The organism is Pseudomonas sp. P42, assembly GCF_017973755.1.
GTDB classification, from domain to species: domain Bacteria; phylum Pseudomonadota; class Gammaproteobacteria; order Pseudomonadales; family Pseudomonadaceae; genus Aquipseudomonas; species Aquipseudomonas iridis.
In genome coordinates this window covers 278,416-297,823 of the sequence record NZ_JACOPU010000006.1, presented here as the reverse complement: position 1 = coordinate 297,823, position 19,408 = coordinate 278,416, and the positions used below count along the sequence as shown (strand labels likewise).

Sequence of the window (19,408 nt, the reverse complement as noted above, 5' to 3'; positions counted from 1 at the left end):
TGAGATGAAAAGGTCTTGGTGGATCTCGGACTGGCAGTCTTTGCCCCATCATGAGAGGCAGAAAACGCCCGTAGCCCGAGGAATTCAACCTCCGTCGGCGCGATCTGACAGCGTATGCCACGCTTGGCGCCAATCGAAAAAATGCAGATACTGCCAATAAGCCAGCCGAACCTCATGGAGCACTTGATGGCACGGAAGCAAAAAAGCAGCCTTGGCATTTCGACCGTCGTGACCTTGATACTGATATTGGTCGTGGCCATCGCAGCTGCTCCATCTAATCTGCGGTTCACGGTTGCTTTTTTGGTCGGGATCGCTGGCATCATCTGGCTGATCAAGAAGTCTTCCGTAGAGTCACTGAAGCGCCCTACTCGCTTGAAAACGAATATCCTTGCCGACTCAATAGGTCAGACCGCCTCCTTGTCAAATCACGAGCAAAAATCTGAAATCAGCCTTGATGTGATCAGCGGACACTGCTCTGACTCAGATTTCCATACGATCAGGGCTGGCTCGCCTGAGCAGCAATTCACGATCCCCAAGCCTAAAAATCTATCCTCGAAAGCGCGATGGATTGGAAATGACGAAACCATCAATGTCGGTGGTAAGGCTCTGACGGTTCGCATGGTCTATTTTGCTGAGAAAACAGATCGCACATTCAACCATGAGCCCTCGCTGATTGACGGGCAACTGCCCGTGCAAATTACGCACGTGGATCTTACTGAAAAGCTCACCGGCTACTGGCCGAGTTACAGCGGAATTTCTCTTGCAGCACGACGTGGGTACCTGCAATGGCTGTCCGAGGGCCGCTGTGCACCCAGTGTGGATATAGGGTATGTCTTCATCTTCTTTTACGGCCTCGAGCGTCGGGTAATCGTTGATTCAATTACAGATGAGGCCGCGCGCTCGGAACTGCCGACCATCGCTGATGAGATTGGGCGTCTCAAAAACCTCTACGGGGACAACTCATCGTTTCGAAACTACGCGTCGAATCTGCTCAACCACATACAACTCATGGATGTGGAACCGCAGATGTACTTGAATGCACCGCCTCGATTTGAGTCGAATGGCTTTGAACTGCCGATTGCGCTACGACTGGCATTAGGCCAAATGGCTCTGGACAAACATCCCTTGAACGCGGCGTGGGCAATGGCATGGGTACATTCAGACCCTAACATCAGCCGCCGCACTGCCGTGAGCAGATGCGCGGATCAGTTTGCTTCACTGTTCGCGGCCCAATATTCCGCCCGCTATCCGAACGGCCTTGTGCTTACCCAAAATAAGACTCTACTAAAGATCGCCTATCGTTCCGCCTCTTCCCGCTTAAGCGCTCCCGAAATTGCGTTGGGTGATATACCGGATGTTTCCGCTACGTCAGCAACGCGCAACAAGCTGCAAGCTATAGTGGATGAATGCACGATAGTGCTCGACCCATACAGCAGATACCTGGGTCGAAACCCTGAGGGAGCCTCAAATCTGGAGGGTATTCTGCAACTGCCGGTTGCCCTATGGCCGGCAGCGGCGAAGGATGTAATCGCTGAATTGCAACTCCAAGTCGGTGATGAGCAGTTGGTCATGACTTTCGGGGATCTGGCAGGGCGCTTTGGATCTTCAGGAGCTTTGCCTCGCGGAACAACCGTAGCCTTGGCAAGAGCCCTCGAATCTTTGAATATCGGCTTTGAGCCAGATGTACTATCCGGTAGCCGTACTCCCAAAAATTCGGACACGATCGTTTTGTTCGCGACGGGTGACGATGATGGAAGCCTGCGGACAACTTCGGACTATCACGCTGCTGTGGTAACACTGGATTTGGCAAGCGCTGTTGCGGCCATAGATGGTGAAAGCTCAAGCGATGAGATGACCCAGCTAGGGCGGCATATCGATTCCTGGAGTCATCTTTGCGTATCTCATCGGAAACGGCTCAAAGCCCACCTGCAAATCCAAACTCTGCAGCCGCCTACTCTGGCGAGTCTAAAGAAAAAGTTAAGCCCTCTGAATGCCGATGCCAAACGCACCATAGCTGGATTCCTCGTTCATCTCGCTCAAGCTGACGGACACGTTTCGCCTCAGGAAGTCAGGCTGCTGGAACGTGTATATAAAACACTTGAGCTGGATCCACAGATGCTTTACGGGGACTTACACGGCGCGGCCATCAACCCTCCTAGGGACTTGTCCTCTACGCCCGCACTTGGTGCCGAATCTAGTCCTAACCAGGCCGGTGGTACGCCAAGCATTAATGACGCCTCCCGAGGCTTCAATTTGGACATGGACAAAATTGCGCAGCTTCAACGCGAAACGGCAGCGGTGTCAGCACTGCTGGCAGAGGTGTTCAATGATGAGTCTCCTGAACCACCTATCGTAAAAGTGAGTATCCGGGATCAGCCAACTGATCATGCGGCTACGGTACATGGGCTCGACACAGAACACTCAGCGTTTCTACGAATGATCGTGTCACGCCGAGAATGGAGCCGCCAAGAGCTGGAAGATGTTGCCACTGATATGGAGCTCATGCTGGACGGCGCTCTCGAGCACATCAACGACATGGCGTTTGAACGGTTCGACATGCCAGTCTCCGAGGGGGATGACCCCATCGAGATCAACCCAGATATCCTGGAAGAATTAGCCTTATGAGCACGATACGCGCCAAAGATCGCGATGCGGTCATCCAGTCATTGCGAGCCGGTGTAGTCCCCCGTGCAGGCCAACATCTAATTCAGGTGGGTCGAGCGGGAGAGCTGGACGCTCTTCTGAAAGATATAGATCGACTAGCTGACGGAGGCTCCGCTTTTAGGGTCGTTGTAGGCGAATATGGTGCGGGGAAAACCTTTTTTCTCAACCTTGTCAGAGGCATTGCGATGGAGCGAAAGCTGGTCACAATGCATGCCGATTTGAATCCCGACCGCAGGCTTCATGCATCCGGAGGACAAGCACGCTCCCTGTATGCAGAGCTCGCTAAAAACATGTCCACTCGGACGAAACCTGACGGTGGCGCGCTGCAAGGTATTGTTGAGAAATTCATTTCTCAAGCCAAATCTGAAGCCAAAACTCGAGGTGTCGAGAGCGAAGCCGTTATTCGCGAATTTCTGGCCGAGCTCACTGAGATGGTAAACGGCTACGATTTCGCCGACGTAATTGCCAAATACTGCCAAGGGTTTGAACAAGGCAACGAGCAGCTGAAGGCAGATGCCATTCGATGGCTACGAGGAGAATTTACTACCAGGACAGATGCTCGTTCGGCGCTTGGTGTCCGAACCATTATTGATGACGCATCGGTCTACGATCAGCTGAAGTTGCTGTCGCGATTCGTCCGGCTTGCAGGGTTTGGCGGCCTCATGATTTGCCTGGACGAGCTAGTGAACCTGTACAAGCTTGCGAACACCCAGGCACGCAACGCCAACTACGAGCAGATCTTGCGGATTTTGAATGATTCCTTACAAGGCTCGACTGAGGGTCTAGGTTTCGTGCTTGGCGGTACGCCAGAGTTTTTGATGGATACGCGTCGCGGGCTCTACAGTTACCCCGCCTTGCAGTCACGGCTTGCTGAAAACACGTTTGCCAAATCTGGATTGATCGACCTTTCCGGGCCAGTAATCCGCCTAGGCAGCCTGACTCCGGAAGACTTCTACGTACTGCTTCAAAAGCTGCGCACCGTTTATGCTTACGGCGACCCGGACAAGTATTTGATGCCGGATGAGGCAATTCCTGCCTTCATGTCGCAATGCAACCAACGATTGGGGGAAGCCTACTTCCGGACGCCACGTACGACTATTACGGCGTTCATCAACTTGCTCGCCGTACTGGAGCAGAACCCTGGAGCGGACTGGCGTACATTAGTAGGCGCTGTCCAGATTGCTCAGGACGACGGCGCCATGCAGGATCTAAGCATCGAGGCAGACGATGAGCTCACCAGTTTCAAACTCTGAATCCTCGTCTTTCGAGCGCCTGCATCCAGACGTCCAACAGTGGGTTTGGGCCCAAGGATGGACAGCATTGCGGGACGCCCAGGAATGGGCGATTTCCGCGCTGGTCGATGCTGACCGTGATGTGATCATCGCGGCCTCAACAGCTGCGGGTAAAACTGAGGCTGCGTTCTTGCCCATCCTCACGAACCTGATGAATCACCCCGCCCCTGCAGGTGCTGTCCTCTATATCAGCCCACTAAAGGCACTCATCAACGATCAGTGGGACAGACTGAGTCGACTGTGTGAACAACTGGATCTCTCTGTTGTGGCGTGGCACGGCGATGTGTCAGCAAGCAAAAAACACAAGTTTCTCAAGTCTCCCAGCGGCGTCCTGCTGATTACACCTGAGTCTCTGGAAGCATTGTTCGTAAACAGGGGCTCGAGTTTGGCCGGGCTGTTCCAGAACCTGCGTTACATCGTGGTTGACGAGCTGCATGCTTTCATTGGCAGCGAGCGTGGTAAGCAGCTCCAGTCATTGATGCAGCGTGTAGAGCTTGTAGCGGGGAGAACCCTACCGAGGGTCGGTTTGTCCGCCACGCTGGGAGACATGTCGCTAGCGAGTGAGTTTCTCAGGCCTGGGCACCCTCAACGGGTTCAGGTGGTTGAATCGAAATCATCTGGCCAGAATCTTCAGGTGCAAGTGCGCGGTTACATGATGCCGCCCATGCAAAAGCTCCGTCAGGTAGAACTACCAACCGCCGACAGCGACCAAGACATAGATGGAGACGAAGAGGAAGAGGAAGAGGAAGACAAATCTGGCTCGAGGCATGCCATCGCGGCGCACATGTACAAAGTGCTGCGCGGCAGTAACAACCTGATATTCCCCAACAGCCGGCAAGAGGTGGAGTGGTACGCGGATCGGTTGCGGCGGCTCTGTGAGATCAGCGGGATGCCCAATGAGTTTCTTCCCCATCACGGCAGCCTCTCGAAAGATCTGCGAGAAGACACGGAGCGCGCACTCAAGGCCGGTACACCTCCAGCATCCGCTGTATGCACCACGACCTTGGAGTTAGGGATAGATATCGGCAACATCAAGACTGTCGTCCAGATAGGCTCTCCGCCATCAGTCGCAAGCCTTCGCCAACGTCTAGGTCGGTCAGGTCGCCGGAACGGTGAACCTGCTACGCTGCGGGCGTACTGTCAGGAACGTGAGCTTACAGATCAATCGTTGTTATCAGACCTACTTCGCCAGAACCTCGTCCAAACCATCGCGATGATCAGGCTGCTTATTGGTAACTGGTTCGAGCCACCAAGAGCTGAAGGTTTGCACGCCTCTACTCTGGTGCAACAGATTCTGTCAGTGATCGCACAGCAAGGAGGCGCCAGCGCGGCGCAGCTATGGGGTGGTCTCGTTGAAAGCGGGACATTCAAAAGCATTTCCAAGCCCGACTTCTTTGCTCTACTGAAGGGACTCGGCGAGAAGAAACTGATCGTGCAAGACAGCTCAGGTCACCTGCTGCCAGGAGAAGTCGGCGAACGATTAATTAACCATTACGAATTCTATAGCGCCTTCACAAGCGATGAAGAGTTCAGGCTTATCCGCGAGGGCAAGCCGCTTGGGTCAATACCTGTAAGTCGGCCTCTGATGAAGGGTCAGCGAATCATCTTTGGTGGCCGGCGTTGGCGGGTACTGGATGTAGATATTGAAAAAAAGGTGATCGTCGTAACAGCCGCTCGGGGCGGTCAGCCCCCACAATTCGACGGGCTCGGTGCGATGGTGCACGATCATGTCCGCGAGGAAATGAGGGCTGTGCTGACCGAGGACACCCCCTGTCCCTTCATTGATAGCAAGGCGCAGGAACTACTCACCGAAGCCCGTAAATCCTTCAGATCTCTCGGGCTGGTAGATGAATTTACCTACGGGTCTGACTCGAAAACTCATCTACTGACCTGGCGTGGTGACCAAACCAATGACGCTCTGGTACTCATGTTCAATCATGTAGGAATGAGTTGTGAGAGCTCAGGCCTTGCGTTGTCCATCGGAGGGTCACAAAAAAAAATCGCTGACGCCCTCGCTAAGATCGCTGAGCTAGACCCTGACGACATCGAAGCCTTACTAGAAGGAGTCGAGAATCTCATCAGGGAAAAATGGGATTGGACGCTCCCCCGCTCACTACTCATGAAGTCCTATGCGTCATCTCAGTTGAATTTCAAAGGAGCGGTGGAGTTTGCAAAGTTCTTCACTACTCGGTGGCTACCCAGTGGAGGCGCCTTTGAAAGCACTACCGTCCATTGACACTGAGTTCACGTAGCCGAGTTCGTGTCCGCGCGTGAATTCAGAATACTGTCGTCAGCAAGGGCGAAACCTGTCGATCAGGCCAATGAGGTTCAGCCGTCTGATCAAAATGCACTCCGCGTCATGGAGCATTGACCGGAGCGTGGCTCATCTACCCGCAAGCGGAGCGCGTAGGCCTTCGGCCGAAGACGTGAGGATGGAAGCCCGGCAGGGCCGAGACGCGTAGTGGCTCGGTTTACAACAGCCGTCCGCGAAAGCGGCACGCCACGCCAGTTATATCAGTCGGATCCTTCGGCTTTATTCAGTACTGCTACCGTCGTGGGTCGAACACAGAGTGTTAACCCACTGCCCTCCGACAAGGCTGCCAGGAGCCCCGCACCTCTCACAAGTTTTTAAAGAGAGCCTTTCCGCCAGATCTACCGCTCCACGACAGTACGAATCACCACCGTCGTAAAAGAAATGGAGCTCGCCAAACTTAGATTTGATCTGCCCGATAGTCACCGGCGCAACACCAGGATGCCGCGTTAAATGTGCCTGCAGCGTATCGCAGAAAGTAAAGAGAAGACCGCGCCAGCCTAAATTGCAGTAGATCTCATCCACTCTAGGATCCGAGAAAAGCTGCGGATAACTCGCTCTGAACTCTTCAATCTCGATTTCAGGTAGAGCCTGGCCGTTCGTGGGAATATCGTTCATGTTCAGCTCAGCAAGGTAGCTCTGGTTGCGGTTCTGCCGTCTTTAGATAATTCAGCAGACTCTCGCTCCCACCATCACGGCGAAATGTGACGAGCACGAACCTACCGCCCGCCTCATCTGATAAGACCCAATAACTCCCCTCCTTCTGCGCCATTACCACGACGCCAGTTTGAAGAATGCGGCCGTCTTCAAACCTTCCATGAGGGTCGTCCCCTTGATGTCCGAATACGACTCCAACACATGTCCGGGACTTGATGACGGCTTCAGTGAGGTATGCAGTCACCGGTTGAGCGAAGCTTTGAGAAACAGCGCCGGCTAGGCACCGGAGATCAAAGTCAGAATGCTGTTTGCCGTGCAAATCTACTTCGATGGAGCTAGGCATTAAGTATCCTTACACATGAAATGACCACTGCTATACGCGATCAGAAAAAAGAGAAAATCGTTTTGAGACTCGCCGTTTGGCGTCGACCGGGGCCGACCAACACATACATGGTGTTCTTGGTCTCGGCCAGGATGCTACCGTCGAACGATGTGCACATACTAGACCGCACCCAATCACCAGGCTGAAAGCGACCACGGCTATCTTCTATTACTCGATGGGCAAAGACCACCAATGGAAGATGCCCAGCGGCGTGAATCCTGGCCAGATCATCAGCGGATACGTCTGCCTGGAAAAGAGTCCACTGCTCGACCACGCAATAAGCTTTCCTCGGAAAGCGCTCGGACACAACTGCACGAGCCTCATCCAGGCTCGGCGATACACCGTCTAAAAAAGTATGGTCATCATTCAACAGCTCGTTACCATCCGCGCTAGCCATTCACGCTGCTCCCCTGACCAGTCAGTGCACGCCTTGCCCAGCGCTACGATCGTAAAGGGTTTGCATATTGGTCAATGTCGTCACATCCAGGCAGGAACGATATGAGTCGTGGTAAATCGCGCCACCCTCAACTGTCACTACACAGACGGCGTCACCATCTGAATCTTGCCCCAGGGCCAAGCTCTCGACCTTCTCCATCCGCCAAGCGTCGCCACCATTCATGTTGGCTGGGGTGACAATCTGAATCTCTTTGACGAAGACCTCTTCGTCTTGTGACTGGAGCACTTGCTGAAGCTTGGGCTCGTCATTCACCATCAACTCAAACTCTTGTGCCCTGCCCTTCACGATCATTTTTACAGTGAGGTGGAACCAGTGCTTCCTGAGCATCCTGGAAACTGCATGCCAGTGCGCAAGGCCCTCCCCGAAAACTCCTGGGACGCCTGCCAAATCATTATCGTCTGTTCTAAACATCGGGTTCTCGTTGAATCCATCGCGACGGCGATGCTTTGAGGTTTGAGGGCAAGGGTCAGTGCGCCACGGCTCAATATCGCGGGATAGCTGGCGCTGAAGCTGGTCGTAATTGGCGAATAATACACTAAATTGACGTTTATTCGCACTGGTCAATTGTGGCTATATCCTGACTTTTGGGCAAGTCATGGAATTGAGAACCGCATTTGCAGGAGTGCTTCGTGCGCTCCGCGTAATACGACGTGCAAAGTACACCGACGTCTCGGATGCCACCCACCGGCGAAAGGTAAGTGCGCTAGAAAATGCCCAGACGAGCATCACCCTTGAGCAATTTGCAGATCTGGCGGAGTCGCTTGGGATCAGTCCGGTGGCGATGCTTAGCTTGTGCATTGCTCACCAAGAGGGAAAGCAGCCTCTTGAAGTAATGCGTGAAGCTGAGGTCGAGGTATCAGATTTTCACGCTGGTGGAGGAATGGAAGCGCTCAGCGAGCAATTTGATGGGAATGGCTCGCTTATAAAGCGGGGTCGGGGTAAGCCGTTGAATGCTGAGAATGAGAGAGCCGTGCTAGATCTTAAGGCGGTCGGCGCGACTCAGCAGCAGGCAGCAGCACAGTTGGGATTAGCATTGTCGTCTGTACGAGAGTACTGGAAAAAAAACAGGGAATGATCCAGTTTGCACTGGAACCGATCAAATGCGTCTACGCATAAATATGCCTAATTTTTTCTTTGCTACGAGCGACTTTTTTGTAAACGCTCGGTGAACCCAAACCAAGGCACTCACCTGAACCATGAGCCTGTGCTCCCCATTCTATTTCTGAAGTCAGATCTGATTATGCGACTAGACGCGAGAGTCGAGAAAGGTGTGGCCCTGCCAACAGCATCGGCAAATCAGAAACCCGTCGCCGGCCTCGCCTCACTGGTCGAGTTCAATGTGTGCATGGCACCGCCACGCGTCGGACAGGAACACAGTGTCAACACTCCCAGACTAAATTCCTGAGCGAGCCGTCCATTTTCGCAAGGTGGATTACGGGGCTATTCCGATGCAACGAATCAGTGCGCAGCAGGTTTAATGCTCCAACGTCCGAGCCGTCCGCTGTGCCTAAGTCGCGGCCTTGATTCATGATGCCGGCGGTTTGCGCGCGAAAACTCATATTTGATTTGACGTCGTAGATATTGAACGAAGACTTTTTATTGTCGATGAGCAACAGATAAATCAGCCCTGGGTGGTGCAAAATCCATTAGCGTATTCAACCGAGCGGTTGATTCTTTGGAGTAGAAGATTGTTGGAAGTCCGTATGGGACTATAGAGATGACCGAGGTGACTGGCATTTAAATCGTAGAAACTTTTCATGAGGCGATTGGCTAAGAGGCCCAATTTAGCGGATGGAAATTTCCGGATGACGCGAAGAGGGCCAAAACTGTCGAAATCCCCCCTGGCAAGTCTTGGTGACGCCAAAACCGACGCCGTGTGCCTATTCAAATCACATTGATCTGCTTGCCACAACCAGAAACCGTAAGGATTCAATGTATTGATCAAGGATGGCTTAGATATATCATCACACCCTTCCTTGAATTGGAGAGAGTAAGTTAGGATCTCCAAGGTAATCAAGTCCACATGTAAGACAACAACAAAGTGATGATACGAAAAGGTACCAGGGCGATGCACTAGACATCCCGGCACCCAAGTGAGTGTACTGATCTTACGCATCGTAACGAATCCGAATCAATTTAGGGATCTCCATCGATCTTAAGTTTAGGTATGACGTTTCATAAAGCTTAAGTTCAGAAAAAAGCAAGCTCAGAACTCCTGATGTCTTGTCGAGTATTAACCATATCGCGTCAGTGCTCCAAGGCGAAAAATAACCTTCATGAAGAGTCTTCCGCGCTTGTTCACTGGTAATCCAGCCCAAAATAATAGCGCTAAAATAAAGAGCGTACAGCCGAGCCAAGGAAGTGCTTCGATAGATTTCCTGGTAGAAATCGCCGTGAACCCCCAGGCCCGCATACGGGTCGCTGCCACCCCAATGATGAAATGCGATTTTGGGATAGCCGTGATGGAGCGCAGGACTCATCATGGCCCTCATTAATGTCACCATGAACATCTGAACATTGAAACTCTGTCCAGATTTGGACGCGAGTCTAGTCAGTTTGTGCAAGCGCTGTTGTGCTTTTAGCGCCAGACTATTCCTCATCCTCCAGACGTCACAGATGGCATCGCAGTTTTCCTTAAACTTAGGGTCATCCCAGTAGGACACAAATGCCTGAATTGTGTAATCGTCATGATTTATAAAAAAAATCGAAGAGTCGTGCAGTGGAATATGATGTAAATCACAGAATGGCTTGGTTAGGTAGCACCACTGAACCTTACTGATCGGAGTGCCTACCTGTTCGAAGGACGCCATAAAGCATTGCGAACAAAACGCCCTTCTGAACTGGGCCGGTATGGTCGGTCGACTGAATTCAGGAAATCGCTTACTTAACCAATCCTGAGAGATATTGAATGTTTTTTTGAATAACTCAACATAAACATTTTCATTCAATAGATCACGATCTTCAAACCGTTCAGCCCAGAGTTCCATTGAGTCGCGATTTTTGATCTCGCCTTCCGGCGAACTGAATCGCACATGGGAGATAATAGGTATTTGAGAGTTCACTCTCCACATCCATGAAGATAGCGTTTCGTCTGCTAGGGGTTCCGGCACTACGGGCTTTGTCGATTTCACTGGTGCTATTCCTTTGTTGGAAGGTAAATATTTGGCGACGCTGTCATTTGCATAGCGTAATTTGGCGAACTCTGTGCTCGAGGTATGTCAGCCGAACGCTTCATATTCAACGGCATGACGAAGGTCTGACACATGATAAAGCGACCCAGAAGTGGTTGGTTTTTTTGTAAAATCAGACATCTTCTCGTTGAAACTGCTGGACGCCTTCAAAAGTTCTGAGCAATAAATGGTTTCACACGCATAAATAATGCGGTCGATAGGCATATCTTGCTCACGTTTGAAGAGTTGAGACATGCAGGGAAATTGAACGCAAGTATCGAATTGCCCATTGCACCAGTCGTAAAATCTTTGAACAACGTCTTTTACATCGGCTGCCGATATTATTCCAGACACTGGAACAACCATGCTTTTGACGCGCCTTACCCGGCAGTAATCACCGAGCAGCCTCTTGTTCCTCGTAGACATAATAATCTTGAATTCACTTGGACACCGTGCAAGCTGTTGGAGCTGGTCAAAGAGAACCTCATGCGTATCGTTTTGGTTAGAAATGATATCCAAATCGTCGAAAATAATAATTTTTCGCGCGGCCCGACGGAATTGCATCAAGCTGTTCGGTACGTATGTGTGGCTCCGGAAATTGCTATATGGAAAAAGAGCGTGAAGTACTTGGCCAATCATGTTTAGCCGTTTTGAATAAAGACGCGGCGTCACAAAAATAACCTGGCTACGGTATTTCGAAGCGAACTCTTCAAGTATTGAGCTGATTCCTACCCCTGCCGCCCCCCGCAACATCAGAAAAATGGCTTCATCGGAATTGGCTACTCTGTCCAAAGCCTCGATAACCTCTCTGCGTTCAGGCCAGAGATACTGGAAGCCGTGGAGGCCTTCCAGTACTGCGCGGGCGATCTGGCGTTTTTTTAAAAGTGACAGATCATGCTTCATCTTATGCAGACTGCTCATCTTCTTCCGGGGGCATCTCTGCGCCACGAAGTGCATAGTTAAAATTCGCCATGATCTCATCGATGTTATCAAGGTGAAGGTGGTTGATGTGTTCGGTACCATCAATGATGCTGGCCATCGCCGATGCCTGCAGAATTTTCACGACGTTGTCGGTGATCCCCTGCCCTTTTTTCATGATTTTCAGGAAGAGCACTTGATCTTGGAAGTTGGTTTTTTTCTTCAGTGGCAAATGGTGGATATAGCTGGACACAAAGTTGCGAAACTCTGGGCCATTTTCCCACCCATTGAGGGCCACCACGGGATATCGACGTTCAAGCTGAGGATCCTGCCGAAGTACACGCGCTGCATCTGGAACCCCGAACGCAAACACTGAGAGGCCGTAGGTGGAGCCAGACAAATTCTTCAGAAGCGAAAGATTGATGCGCTGCTGAAGCTCGGTTAATGTTAGTGCATCATGAATTTCATCAATAACGATAGCGCGAATATTTTCAGTCCTGATGATGTATTGAAGTTCAGGAGTAATGTTATGGCCTTGCCGCGCCCTTCGCCCTACCCCCAAACCAAGTTCGCCCAGGATAAGATCCTTTAGTGAGTAGCCATTAGGGCTTTGGTGCATGGTCACGAAGATCATTTTGTTTTCGTTCGTCGCATTCCGGGCCTTCATCTCACCAATCAAGGCAGTTTTGCCTCCTCCTCCAGGAGATGTAACGAGCATACTGGGTGCGTTGATCTTGTTCCGCATCTTCATTGCCATTTCCATCCTTAGTATGATTTTCTGAGCGTTAGGATGGTGCACCCAGAAATCGTTGGAACAGGTGATAAGACGAACATCGTCTGACTCATTGAAGTGAATTTGAGACGCAGGGTGTACGTGCGAGTAATCTGTCATGGGAGTTCACAAAAGTGTGAGCGCATGAATGCCTTCAGGCTGATGTCTAAATAAGAGACAACAAAGACAAGCCCATGCGCTCAGGTTAAGTACAATATAGGCGTTTAATTAGTTGCTATCGTAAAAAGTCGGAGGCTGGTTGTAGTCAACATCTTCGGTCTTTTTGAAGAAACCGCCAATATCAAAAATATTCGACTTCTTAGATGACTTGCCGGTTTGATTTGCCTTGCCGGTAGTGCTGGGTGTGTTCGGCGCAACACGGCTCAGTGTGCTGTCACCTTCTGATTTTTTGCCGTGTAAACCTGCTTGTTTTTTATAGTCAGTTTTTCCTTTTACCGTTTTCCTCCTGCGCTTTTCCTGAGTAGTTAATTTTACTTCCTTATTTTTTTGCTTGGTAATTTCACCATAAGACTGCGCTCCTTCCTTCGTCATGGTGCCATCTCGATCTCCCTTTTGCTGGCGCTGCCAACGGTATGTCTCATAGTCCGAACTCCTACAGAAACTATTGCGCACACAAGGAATCCTCTCGAAAATCTCGCCAAGTTTTACGTAAATGAAACTCAAATCGTGTGGATCATACTTAACGGTCACCTCGTCGCGAACCCTGTCCTTAAGTAAGCGACCGTAATAAAATCTGCGGAAAATCTCAATACCTCCCGGCACGACTTTCTTATTAGAGACTTCTGGATAAAACCGGTATTTGAAGTCTTCATACTGGGACGTTTCCAAAACCCGACTGTTCGGTTTTTTAGAAAAGTGACCCTCCCATGCTTGCGCGGGAGTCTTATTTAGCTCCGAGTGTTTCGTCTGATGGTAGGCGTGTAGGGCATAGGCCAGCATACGGCGCAGCCCAGTTAGCCCTATTGCAGACTTCTTGTTACTTTTTAGATGCTTACCCTGCTGAGCATTGGAGCCTGTGGTGCCTGGCAGCGGATGGATCGTGTGGATCATCAACTTTCCAATCAGACTTTCAATATGGCCACCTTGGTGTTTTTCGGGAATATCTCGATGCTCAACGTCAATGCCAAAGTCCTTGGCGTTTAGGACGAATACGTCAGATATGAACTCCTTTGCATTATCAGTGTGGATGACTTCCGCCAATCCGTAGTAGGGAAGCAAGTGTTCTGGGAGTCCTAGGCTTTTCAGAAACTCCGCTTTGGGCAAGGCGCAGTTTTCCATAAGCATTGCAACAGATACAGCGCTTGGCGGAAGTAATGAGACGTAAAAACCAAGTATCACACGTGTATGCAAATCAACCGCTATACTTATGTAAGGACGTCCCAAGACGACATTTCTGTCTTCCTCATCCACTACCATAAGATCGACAACAGTGTGGTCGATCTGAACCCACTCCAACGGTCTCTTAGTAGCTTTATAACCGGGCTTTGCCCCATACCTTTGCTTGTTTTGGTCTCCTGTGTGAGTCATCTCGTAAAGAAGCGACTCTGTTTTGGCCTTGATCCAAGTCGAGACGGTATGGTAACTCGGCCTAAGCGTCCGCCGATTATCGGCTTGGGTTTGACAATGTTTCCATACCGCAGCGATGGTCTTGTGGCTAGGGTAATGTTCCTCGAACATCTCCTCTATTAATTTCAGAGTCTCAGGATCTGTCACTGTCAGGCCTGGCTTTCTCCCTGTCACATTCGATACCAGTGCCCTGTAACTTTTAGCTCCCGTCATGTATTTAAGTAGCTTGTAAAAGCGAGACTTCTTGATGCAAAGGATCTCCATAGCTACATCAGCACTAATTGTTCCTGTCAAATAGTCCTTGAGAATTTCGTATCGCCTAACCGCCTCCTCATGCCGTCTTATTTCGGCGATAGTACTGGTTGAATCTAGCTTCAGATTATAAGTTCCCAAAATATGTCCAGGAAGATCTTTCAATTACCATTCCTCTAATATGTGGTCAGATCTATGGTTTCTATTTTTTTTACGAGATATTCGCCAAACCTTAGATCGACCACTTTCGATTTTTTAAAGAGCGGGTTGTAACCGTCCAACTATTGGATGGCGAGCAGTAAACCCAAATCCATTTTGAAGGTCAAGAGCGCCTCATGGCACTGTCAATACATGTAAACTAAATTTTTTCCCAAGCTTCACTTGGCACACTAAATCGCTGGAAGCCCCAAGTACCGGGCGCTCTAGAATTTTCGAATATTTTTTATTCCTAAAAAACACCCATAACTTTATGGTTATATTGGCAGCCGATTAGGACTTCCAGTTAGTCATTTGAACTCAATGATGTTATTTAACGTCAAGACCTATCGAAAATTCAGATGCAAAAAACTTTGAAATGCTAAAAAAAGCTAACTGCTAAATATTTATAGATATATTGCCACTTTCCCCTTGTTTCTTTTGGAGAACGGAGACGGATAATATATGAGTATTGACAGAAATCTTGGCAACCAAGTGCTCTGAGTGGCGCATGCGGAGACACAGGAGAGGTGGAGGCAGGGGTTAGCTAGATTTTTTGCAGGACGCTTAGAGTGGTTTGAATTAATGAGTGGCAACTCACGAATTGGGCCTAAATAAACAAGCGGAAAATCATGATTTATTTTTTTTCTTGAATGGAAAAACCGTGATGGATTCCACTCATTTCTTTAAGAGGAGGGTTTGGAGTAGGAATTGCTGCGTTTTAAGGGTTTTCCACTCAAATCACGATTGGCGCAAACGTCCATTCTGTCAACGGGCCATGTCCTTCGTGTTCATGGCGAGTCATAGACTGAGGTGGCTGCCGATGAAACTGATTCAGTGCCGTTTCTCTTCTGGTCAGCGTGTACCGCTGCTTGTGCAAGCTGGTAATGCGGCGCCGTTGCCCATACTCGTTCCGTTCATCTACCTATCTCGATGACGGTGCTGTGCCCATCGATAATAACTGGTGCGAGAATCAAATCCGGCCGTGGGCTCTTGGGCGCTCGAACTGGCTGTTCGCGGGCTCGTTACGCAGCGGTAAACGTGCGGCGGCGATCATGAGTTTGATCCAGTCCGCGCGGCTCAACGGACATGATCCGTATGCTTACTTGAAGGATGTTCTTACACGCCTGCCGACGCAGCGTGCGAGTGAGATAACCGACCTGTTGCCGCACAGGTGGGCGCCCGTTTAATCACACAAGGTGTGTTGGGCGGACGCTTACTCAAAAATTGCCCATTCTTGCTGGCGAGAAACAGCACATAGCCCGGCATGCCGACGACCCCGGCTAGCGAAGCAAAGTTGATCACCCCGCTGGCCTTGATGTTCTCTCGGTGGAAAATTGTTGGCATTGCGAAGCCCTCGTAGCTATTCATCCTTATCACACTCTCGTAAGTCATCCTTATCACGCTCCCGTAAGAGCCAGCAGACGATGCCGAGCACCAAGGTGGCAAATCCTAGTGCGGCAATGGTGAGCGCAGGCGTAGCGGCAGAATCGAGAATAACGAACTTCCGGCTGAGCGCCAGCAAGGCGATCAACAGCACTGTCCGAACCTGAACGATGCTGTTGCGTCGTAGGGCCGGGCGCACAATCGAATGCTTAAACTCCAGGGCTATCAGCACGGTGAAGATTGAGCCAAAGAGGGCTTGGAAAACATCGTGATCTAGAGGGTCAATCGCACCACCGATCACCAACGGCACAACCCTGCGACAGAGCTGCAGTAGCGCCATCAAAATCACAGACGCGATGATGAGACTGAGCGCTATAACAACCAATTGTTCGAAACGTTCGTAAGCATTCATCAGCGCCCACTGAAGTCTGAAATTTTTCAGCGTCGAGTTGCGCTCACGCCTTTCAGAATCAGGCTTTGACACGATAACCCTCCACACTTGCATCTTCAGTCCGCCGGGCTCGTCCAGGCATTTGAGGATCCAGTACACCACTGCACGTCGTGATCAACAGGCCTGCTCCCAGGTTACGTGAGTGTGCTGGGGCTAAGTCCCGGTCTCCGCAGTAGGTGCAAGATCATCAGGCTGGTCTGGCGGACTACTCTTTCCGGAGGTCTTTGGCGCATCCACCTCCACTTTATTGAAGACCACTTCCCTACGTTCCGTGTCGTAACCCAACTCAACACTGTCGCCGGCTTGCAGCTTGCCAGCGAGCATTTCCTTCGCAAGCCGCGTTTCGACGGCCTGGCGAATCTGACGTTTCAATTCGCGCGCGCCAAACTCAGGCTGATAACCAACATCCGCCAGATGATCGATGAGTGAGCCATCAATTTTCACTGTGATGTTCTGTGCAGCTGCGGTTCGAATGACCCGATCAAGTTGAATGCTCACAATCGATCGGATGTTGTCACGGGTAAGGGCATGGAACACGATGATGTCATCAATACGGTTCAGGAATTCGGGACGAAAATGCCCTTTCAGGACGCCCATTAATTCATCACGTAACGCTTTATCCGTAAGGCGTTCATCTTCGGGGCGCTCAAGATTCTCCATGATAATGGGAGAGCCCAAGTTGCTGGTGGCAATGATGATCGTATTGCTGAAGTCCACGACACGTCCCTTACCGTCCGTTAGACGCCCATCGTCGAATACCTGCAGCAATACGTTGCTAACATCGGGATGCGCTTTCTCGATCTCGTCGAGCAGAATCACACTGTAGGGCTTGCGGCGGACACGCTCTGTCAACTGACCGCCTTCGTCGTATCCCACATAACCGGGTGGCGCCCCGATCAAACGAGCAACCGCATGCCGCTCCATGTACTCCGACATATCAATACGAATGATCGATTGCTCGTCACCAAACACCGTTTCCGCCAACGCTTTGGCAAGTTCAGTTTTGCCAACGCCCGTAGGGCCTAGAAAGAGAAACGTAGCAATAGGTCTGTTCGCCTGGCCAAGGCCGGCTCGAGGCAAACGAACGGCATCGCTGACTGCGAGAACAGCGTCTTCCTGCCCAACCAGCCGCTCACGCAACGTGTCTTCCATGTTCAACAGCTTTTGACGCTCTTCCTGCGTAAGCTCGGTCACAGGAATACCGGTGAGACGGGACAGCACCTCGGCAATTGACTCCAGGGTCACTTCAAGGGTTTCGGAACCTGTCTTGCGCTGCCAGGCTTCTGTTTCCTCTCCCAGTTGCGCTTGTTTTTGACCAATGCGTTCTTCGAAGCCTTTGGATTCATCAAAACGTTTACGGGAAGATGCATAGTCCTGTTCACGCTTAAGTTGCGTGATTTCGGCTTCCAACTCCTGGATGCCAGCCGGCCTTGAGGAGGAACTGATTCGAACACGGGCCGCGGCCTGATCGATCAGGTCAATGGCTTTATCCGGCAGGTAGCGCGAGGTGATGTAACGATCCGACAGCTCTGCTGCCGCCACAAATGCTTCATCGGCGAATGTGACCTGATGATGAGCCTCAAGCTTATCGCGCAGCCCACGCAGGATAATGATGGTCTGTTCGACGGTGGGCTCGGATATCAGCACAGGCTGAAAACGTCGTTCAAGCGCTGCGTCTTTTTCGATGTGCTTTTGATACTCATTGAGTGTCGTCGCACCGATCAAACTAAGCTCTCCGCGTGCCAATGCGGGCTTCAAGACGTTGGCGATATCCAGGCCACCCTCCTCACCACCCTGCCCCGCGCCAACGATCGTGTGCAACTCGTCAATGAACAGAATAAGCTCCGAGCTTTTTGCGGCGACTTCATCAAGCAGTTGCTTGGCTCGCTCCTCGAATTCACCACGATATTTAGAGCCCGCAACCATTGAGTTCAGATTGATTTCAACAAGCCGTCTGCCACGCAGAATCTCAGGGACATCGCCCTTTACTATTCGTTGTGCAAGCCCTTCAACGATGGCTGTTTTACCGACGCCAGGTTCGCCGATAAGAACCGGATTGTTCTTTCTGCGCCGCGCCAGCACCTCGATGGTATTTTCGATTTCCTGCGCGCGCCCCAGTACGGGATCCAGTTTGCCCTCACGAGCCAGTGACGTCAGGTCGCGACCGAACTTGTCGAGTGTCGGTGTTCCCGTCGGGGTGTCGACTCGCCCATCCTCAGCCCCCTTACCCACCACCTTTACCACCTTCTGCCGCAAGGCTTCAGGCGTTACGCCGTATTTTTTAAGCAACGTCCCGGCAATACTTTCAGGGACAGAAGCAAGTCCGATCAACAAATGTTCGGGGCCCACGTACGAATGCCCTAAATCACGAGAGGCCTGGAATGCAAAATTGAATCCTTTCTTCAAGCGCGGAGAAATGGTCATCTGATCGACCGAAACCTCAGCAGTGCCCCTCTGCGCATGTTGATCGATGTAGCCTTTGATATCGTCCGGAGAAAGCTTTAACTCCTTGAGCAAAGCCGCACCAACATCGGTATCCGCCAGCACGTACAACAGATGCTCGGTATCGAGGTCGCTGCGGTTCAGCTCATGGGCTTTCTCTCCGGCACGCTGCAGGATTTCGAGCGTCTGGGAACTGAATGCATCGGTGGCATCGACAGACTCTCGAGGCACTTGCGCAGAGAGCCTGACGTCATCCGCCCCCGGCTCCATTGCTCCGCCCATGCTGTCGAAAAAGCGAGAGACTCCCCCGCCCAACAGAGAGTCGAATGGGTTCAACATGCTTTGATGACGTATGAGTTGGCGGTAATCGTGGTCACAAACCGACATTGTTCTGGCTTGGCCATTTTGCGATACGGTCACGCGCGCGACCGCTGGTCTCGCATTACATATTTCACAGAGAGTAGCCATGATG

At 51.1% G+C, this 19,408-nt stretch carries 14 protein-coding genes and 1 pseudogene; 5 read left to right on the top strand and 10 right to left on the bottom strand.

Annotated features, from left to right (window positions below; translation table 11 throughout):
* Window positions 1–186 precede the first annotated feature (186 nt).
* The 3 genes from H8B20_RS20770 to H8B20_RS20760 are packed head-to-tail and all read left to right on the top strand — an operon-like array spanning window position 187 to window position 6,192.
* On the top strand, window positions 187–2,625 hold the full coding sequence (locus H8B20_RS20770) for a tellurite resistance TerB family protein (RefSeq protein ID WP_210624416.1): 2,439 nt from the start codon (window positions 187–189) through the stop codon (window positions 2,623–2,625).
* Window positions 2,622–3,917, top strand: a complete 1,296-nt coding sequence (locus H8B20_RS20765; protein WP_210624415.1) for an ATP-binding protein — start codon at window positions 2,622–2,624, stop codon at window positions 3,915–3,917. The genes H8B20_RS20770 and H8B20_RS20765 overlap by 4 nt, the downstream gene beginning before the upstream one ends.
* Entirely contained in the window at window positions 3,892–6,192 is a 2,301-nt protein-coding gene (locus tag H8B20_RS20760; protein ID WP_210624414.1) for a DEAD/DEAH box helicase, read from the top strand. The genes H8B20_RS20765 and H8B20_RS20760 overlap by 26 nt, the downstream gene beginning before the upstream one ends.
* A 297-nt stretch (window positions 6,193–6,489) precedes the next feature.
* Here the strand turns inward: H8B20_RS20760 and H8B20_RS20755 are convergent, their stop codons facing one another.
* The 3 genes from H8B20_RS20755 to H8B20_RS20745 form a co-directional block, all read right to left on the bottom strand.
* Window positions 6,490–6,885, bottom strand: coding sequence for a hypothetical protein (locus tag H8B20_RS20755; RefSeq protein WP_210624413.1), 396 nt, complete (start codon window positions 6,883–6,885; stop codon window positions 6,490–6,492).
* Between the two features lie 422 nt (window positions 6,886–7,307).
* Window positions 7,308–7,703: a DUF6957 family protein gene (locus H8B20_RS20750; protein ID WP_210624412.1), complete on the bottom strand. Its 396-nt coding sequence runs from the start codon at window positions 7,701–7,703 to the stop codon at window positions 7,308–7,310.
* A gap of 21 nt (window positions 7,704–7,724) precedes the next feature.
* On the bottom strand, window positions 7,725–8,327 hold the full coding sequence (locus H8B20_RS20745) for a hypothetical protein (protein ID WP_228732723.1): 603 nt from the start codon (window positions 8,325–8,327) through the stop codon (window positions 7,725–7,727).
* 31 nt (window positions 8,328–8,358) lie between these two features.
* On the opposite strand from H8B20_RS20745, the gene H8B20_RS20740 reads away from it, so the two are divergent.
* Entirely contained in the window at window positions 8,359–8,838 is a 480-nt protein-coding gene (locus H8B20_RS20740) for an XRE family transcriptional regulator (protein ID WP_210624411.1), read from the top strand.
* Window positions 8,839–9,871: 1,033 nt separating this feature from the next.
* Here H8B20_RS20740 and H8B20_RS20735 read toward each other — a convergent pair.
* The 4 genes from H8B20_RS20735 to H8B20_RS20720 all read right to left on the bottom strand — a co-directional run bounded on the left by H8B20_RS20735 (window position 9,872) and on the right by H8B20_RS20720 (window position 14,627).
* Window positions 9,872–10,894, bottom strand: a complete 1,023-nt coding sequence (locus tag H8B20_RS20735; RefSeq protein WP_137211951.1) for a hypothetical protein — start codon at window positions 10,892–10,894, stop codon at window positions 9,872–9,874.
* Window positions 10,895–10,981: 87 nt separating this feature from the next.
* The gene (locus H8B20_RS20730) at window positions 10,982–11,854 is read right to left on the bottom strand and encodes a hypothetical protein (RefSeq protein WP_137211950.1); all 873 of its coding nucleotides are present in this window, start codon (window positions 11,852–11,854) and stop codon (window positions 10,982–10,984) included.
* A complete protein-coding gene (locus H8B20_RS20725) occupies window positions 11,838–12,743 on the bottom strand; it encodes a TniB family NTP-binding protein (RefSeq protein ID WP_228732722.1) in 906 nt (301 codons plus the stop codon). Before H8B20_RS20725 ends, H8B20_RS20730 begins: the two co-directional genes overlap by 17 nt.
* Window positions 12,744–12,851: 108 nt before the next feature.
* A complete protein-coding gene (locus H8B20_RS20720) occupies window positions 12,852–14,627 on the bottom strand; it encodes a Mu transposase C-terminal domain-containing protein (RefSeq protein ID WP_210624410.1) in 1,776 nt (591 codons plus the stop codon).
* Window positions 14,628–15,583: 956 nt separating this feature from the next.
* Between H8B20_RS20720 and H8B20_RS20710 the strand changes: the two are divergent.
* Window positions 15,584–15,847 (top strand): annotated as a pseudogene (locus H8B20_RS20710) (transposase domain-containing protein); the annotation flags it as partial.
* Here the strand turns inward: H8B20_RS20710 and H8B20_RS20705 are convergent.
* The 3 genes from H8B20_RS20705 to H8B20_RS20695 form a co-directional block, all read right to left on the bottom strand.
* Entirely contained in the window at window positions 15,777–16,028 is a 252-nt protein-coding gene (locus H8B20_RS20705) for a hypothetical protein (RefSeq protein WP_210624644.1), read from the bottom strand. The pseudogene H8B20_RS20710 and the gene H8B20_RS20705 sit on opposite strands and share 71 nt — an antisense overlap.
* Window positions 16,021–16,548, bottom strand: coding sequence for a phosphate-starvation-inducible PsiE family protein (locus tag H8B20_RS20700; protein ID WP_414704613.1), 528 nt, complete (start codon window positions 16,546–16,548; stop codon window positions 16,021–16,023). The genes H8B20_RS20705 and H8B20_RS20700 overlap by 8 nt, the downstream gene beginning before the upstream one ends.
* Before the next feature lie 99 nt (window positions 16,549–16,647).
* Complete coding sequence (locus H8B20_RS20695) at window positions 16,648–19,407, bottom strand: ATP-dependent Clp protease ATP-binding subunit (protein ID WP_414704612.1); 2,760 nt, start codon at window positions 19,405–19,407, stop codon at window positions 16,648–16,650.
* Between the last annotated feature and the right edge of the window lies 1 nt (window position 19,408).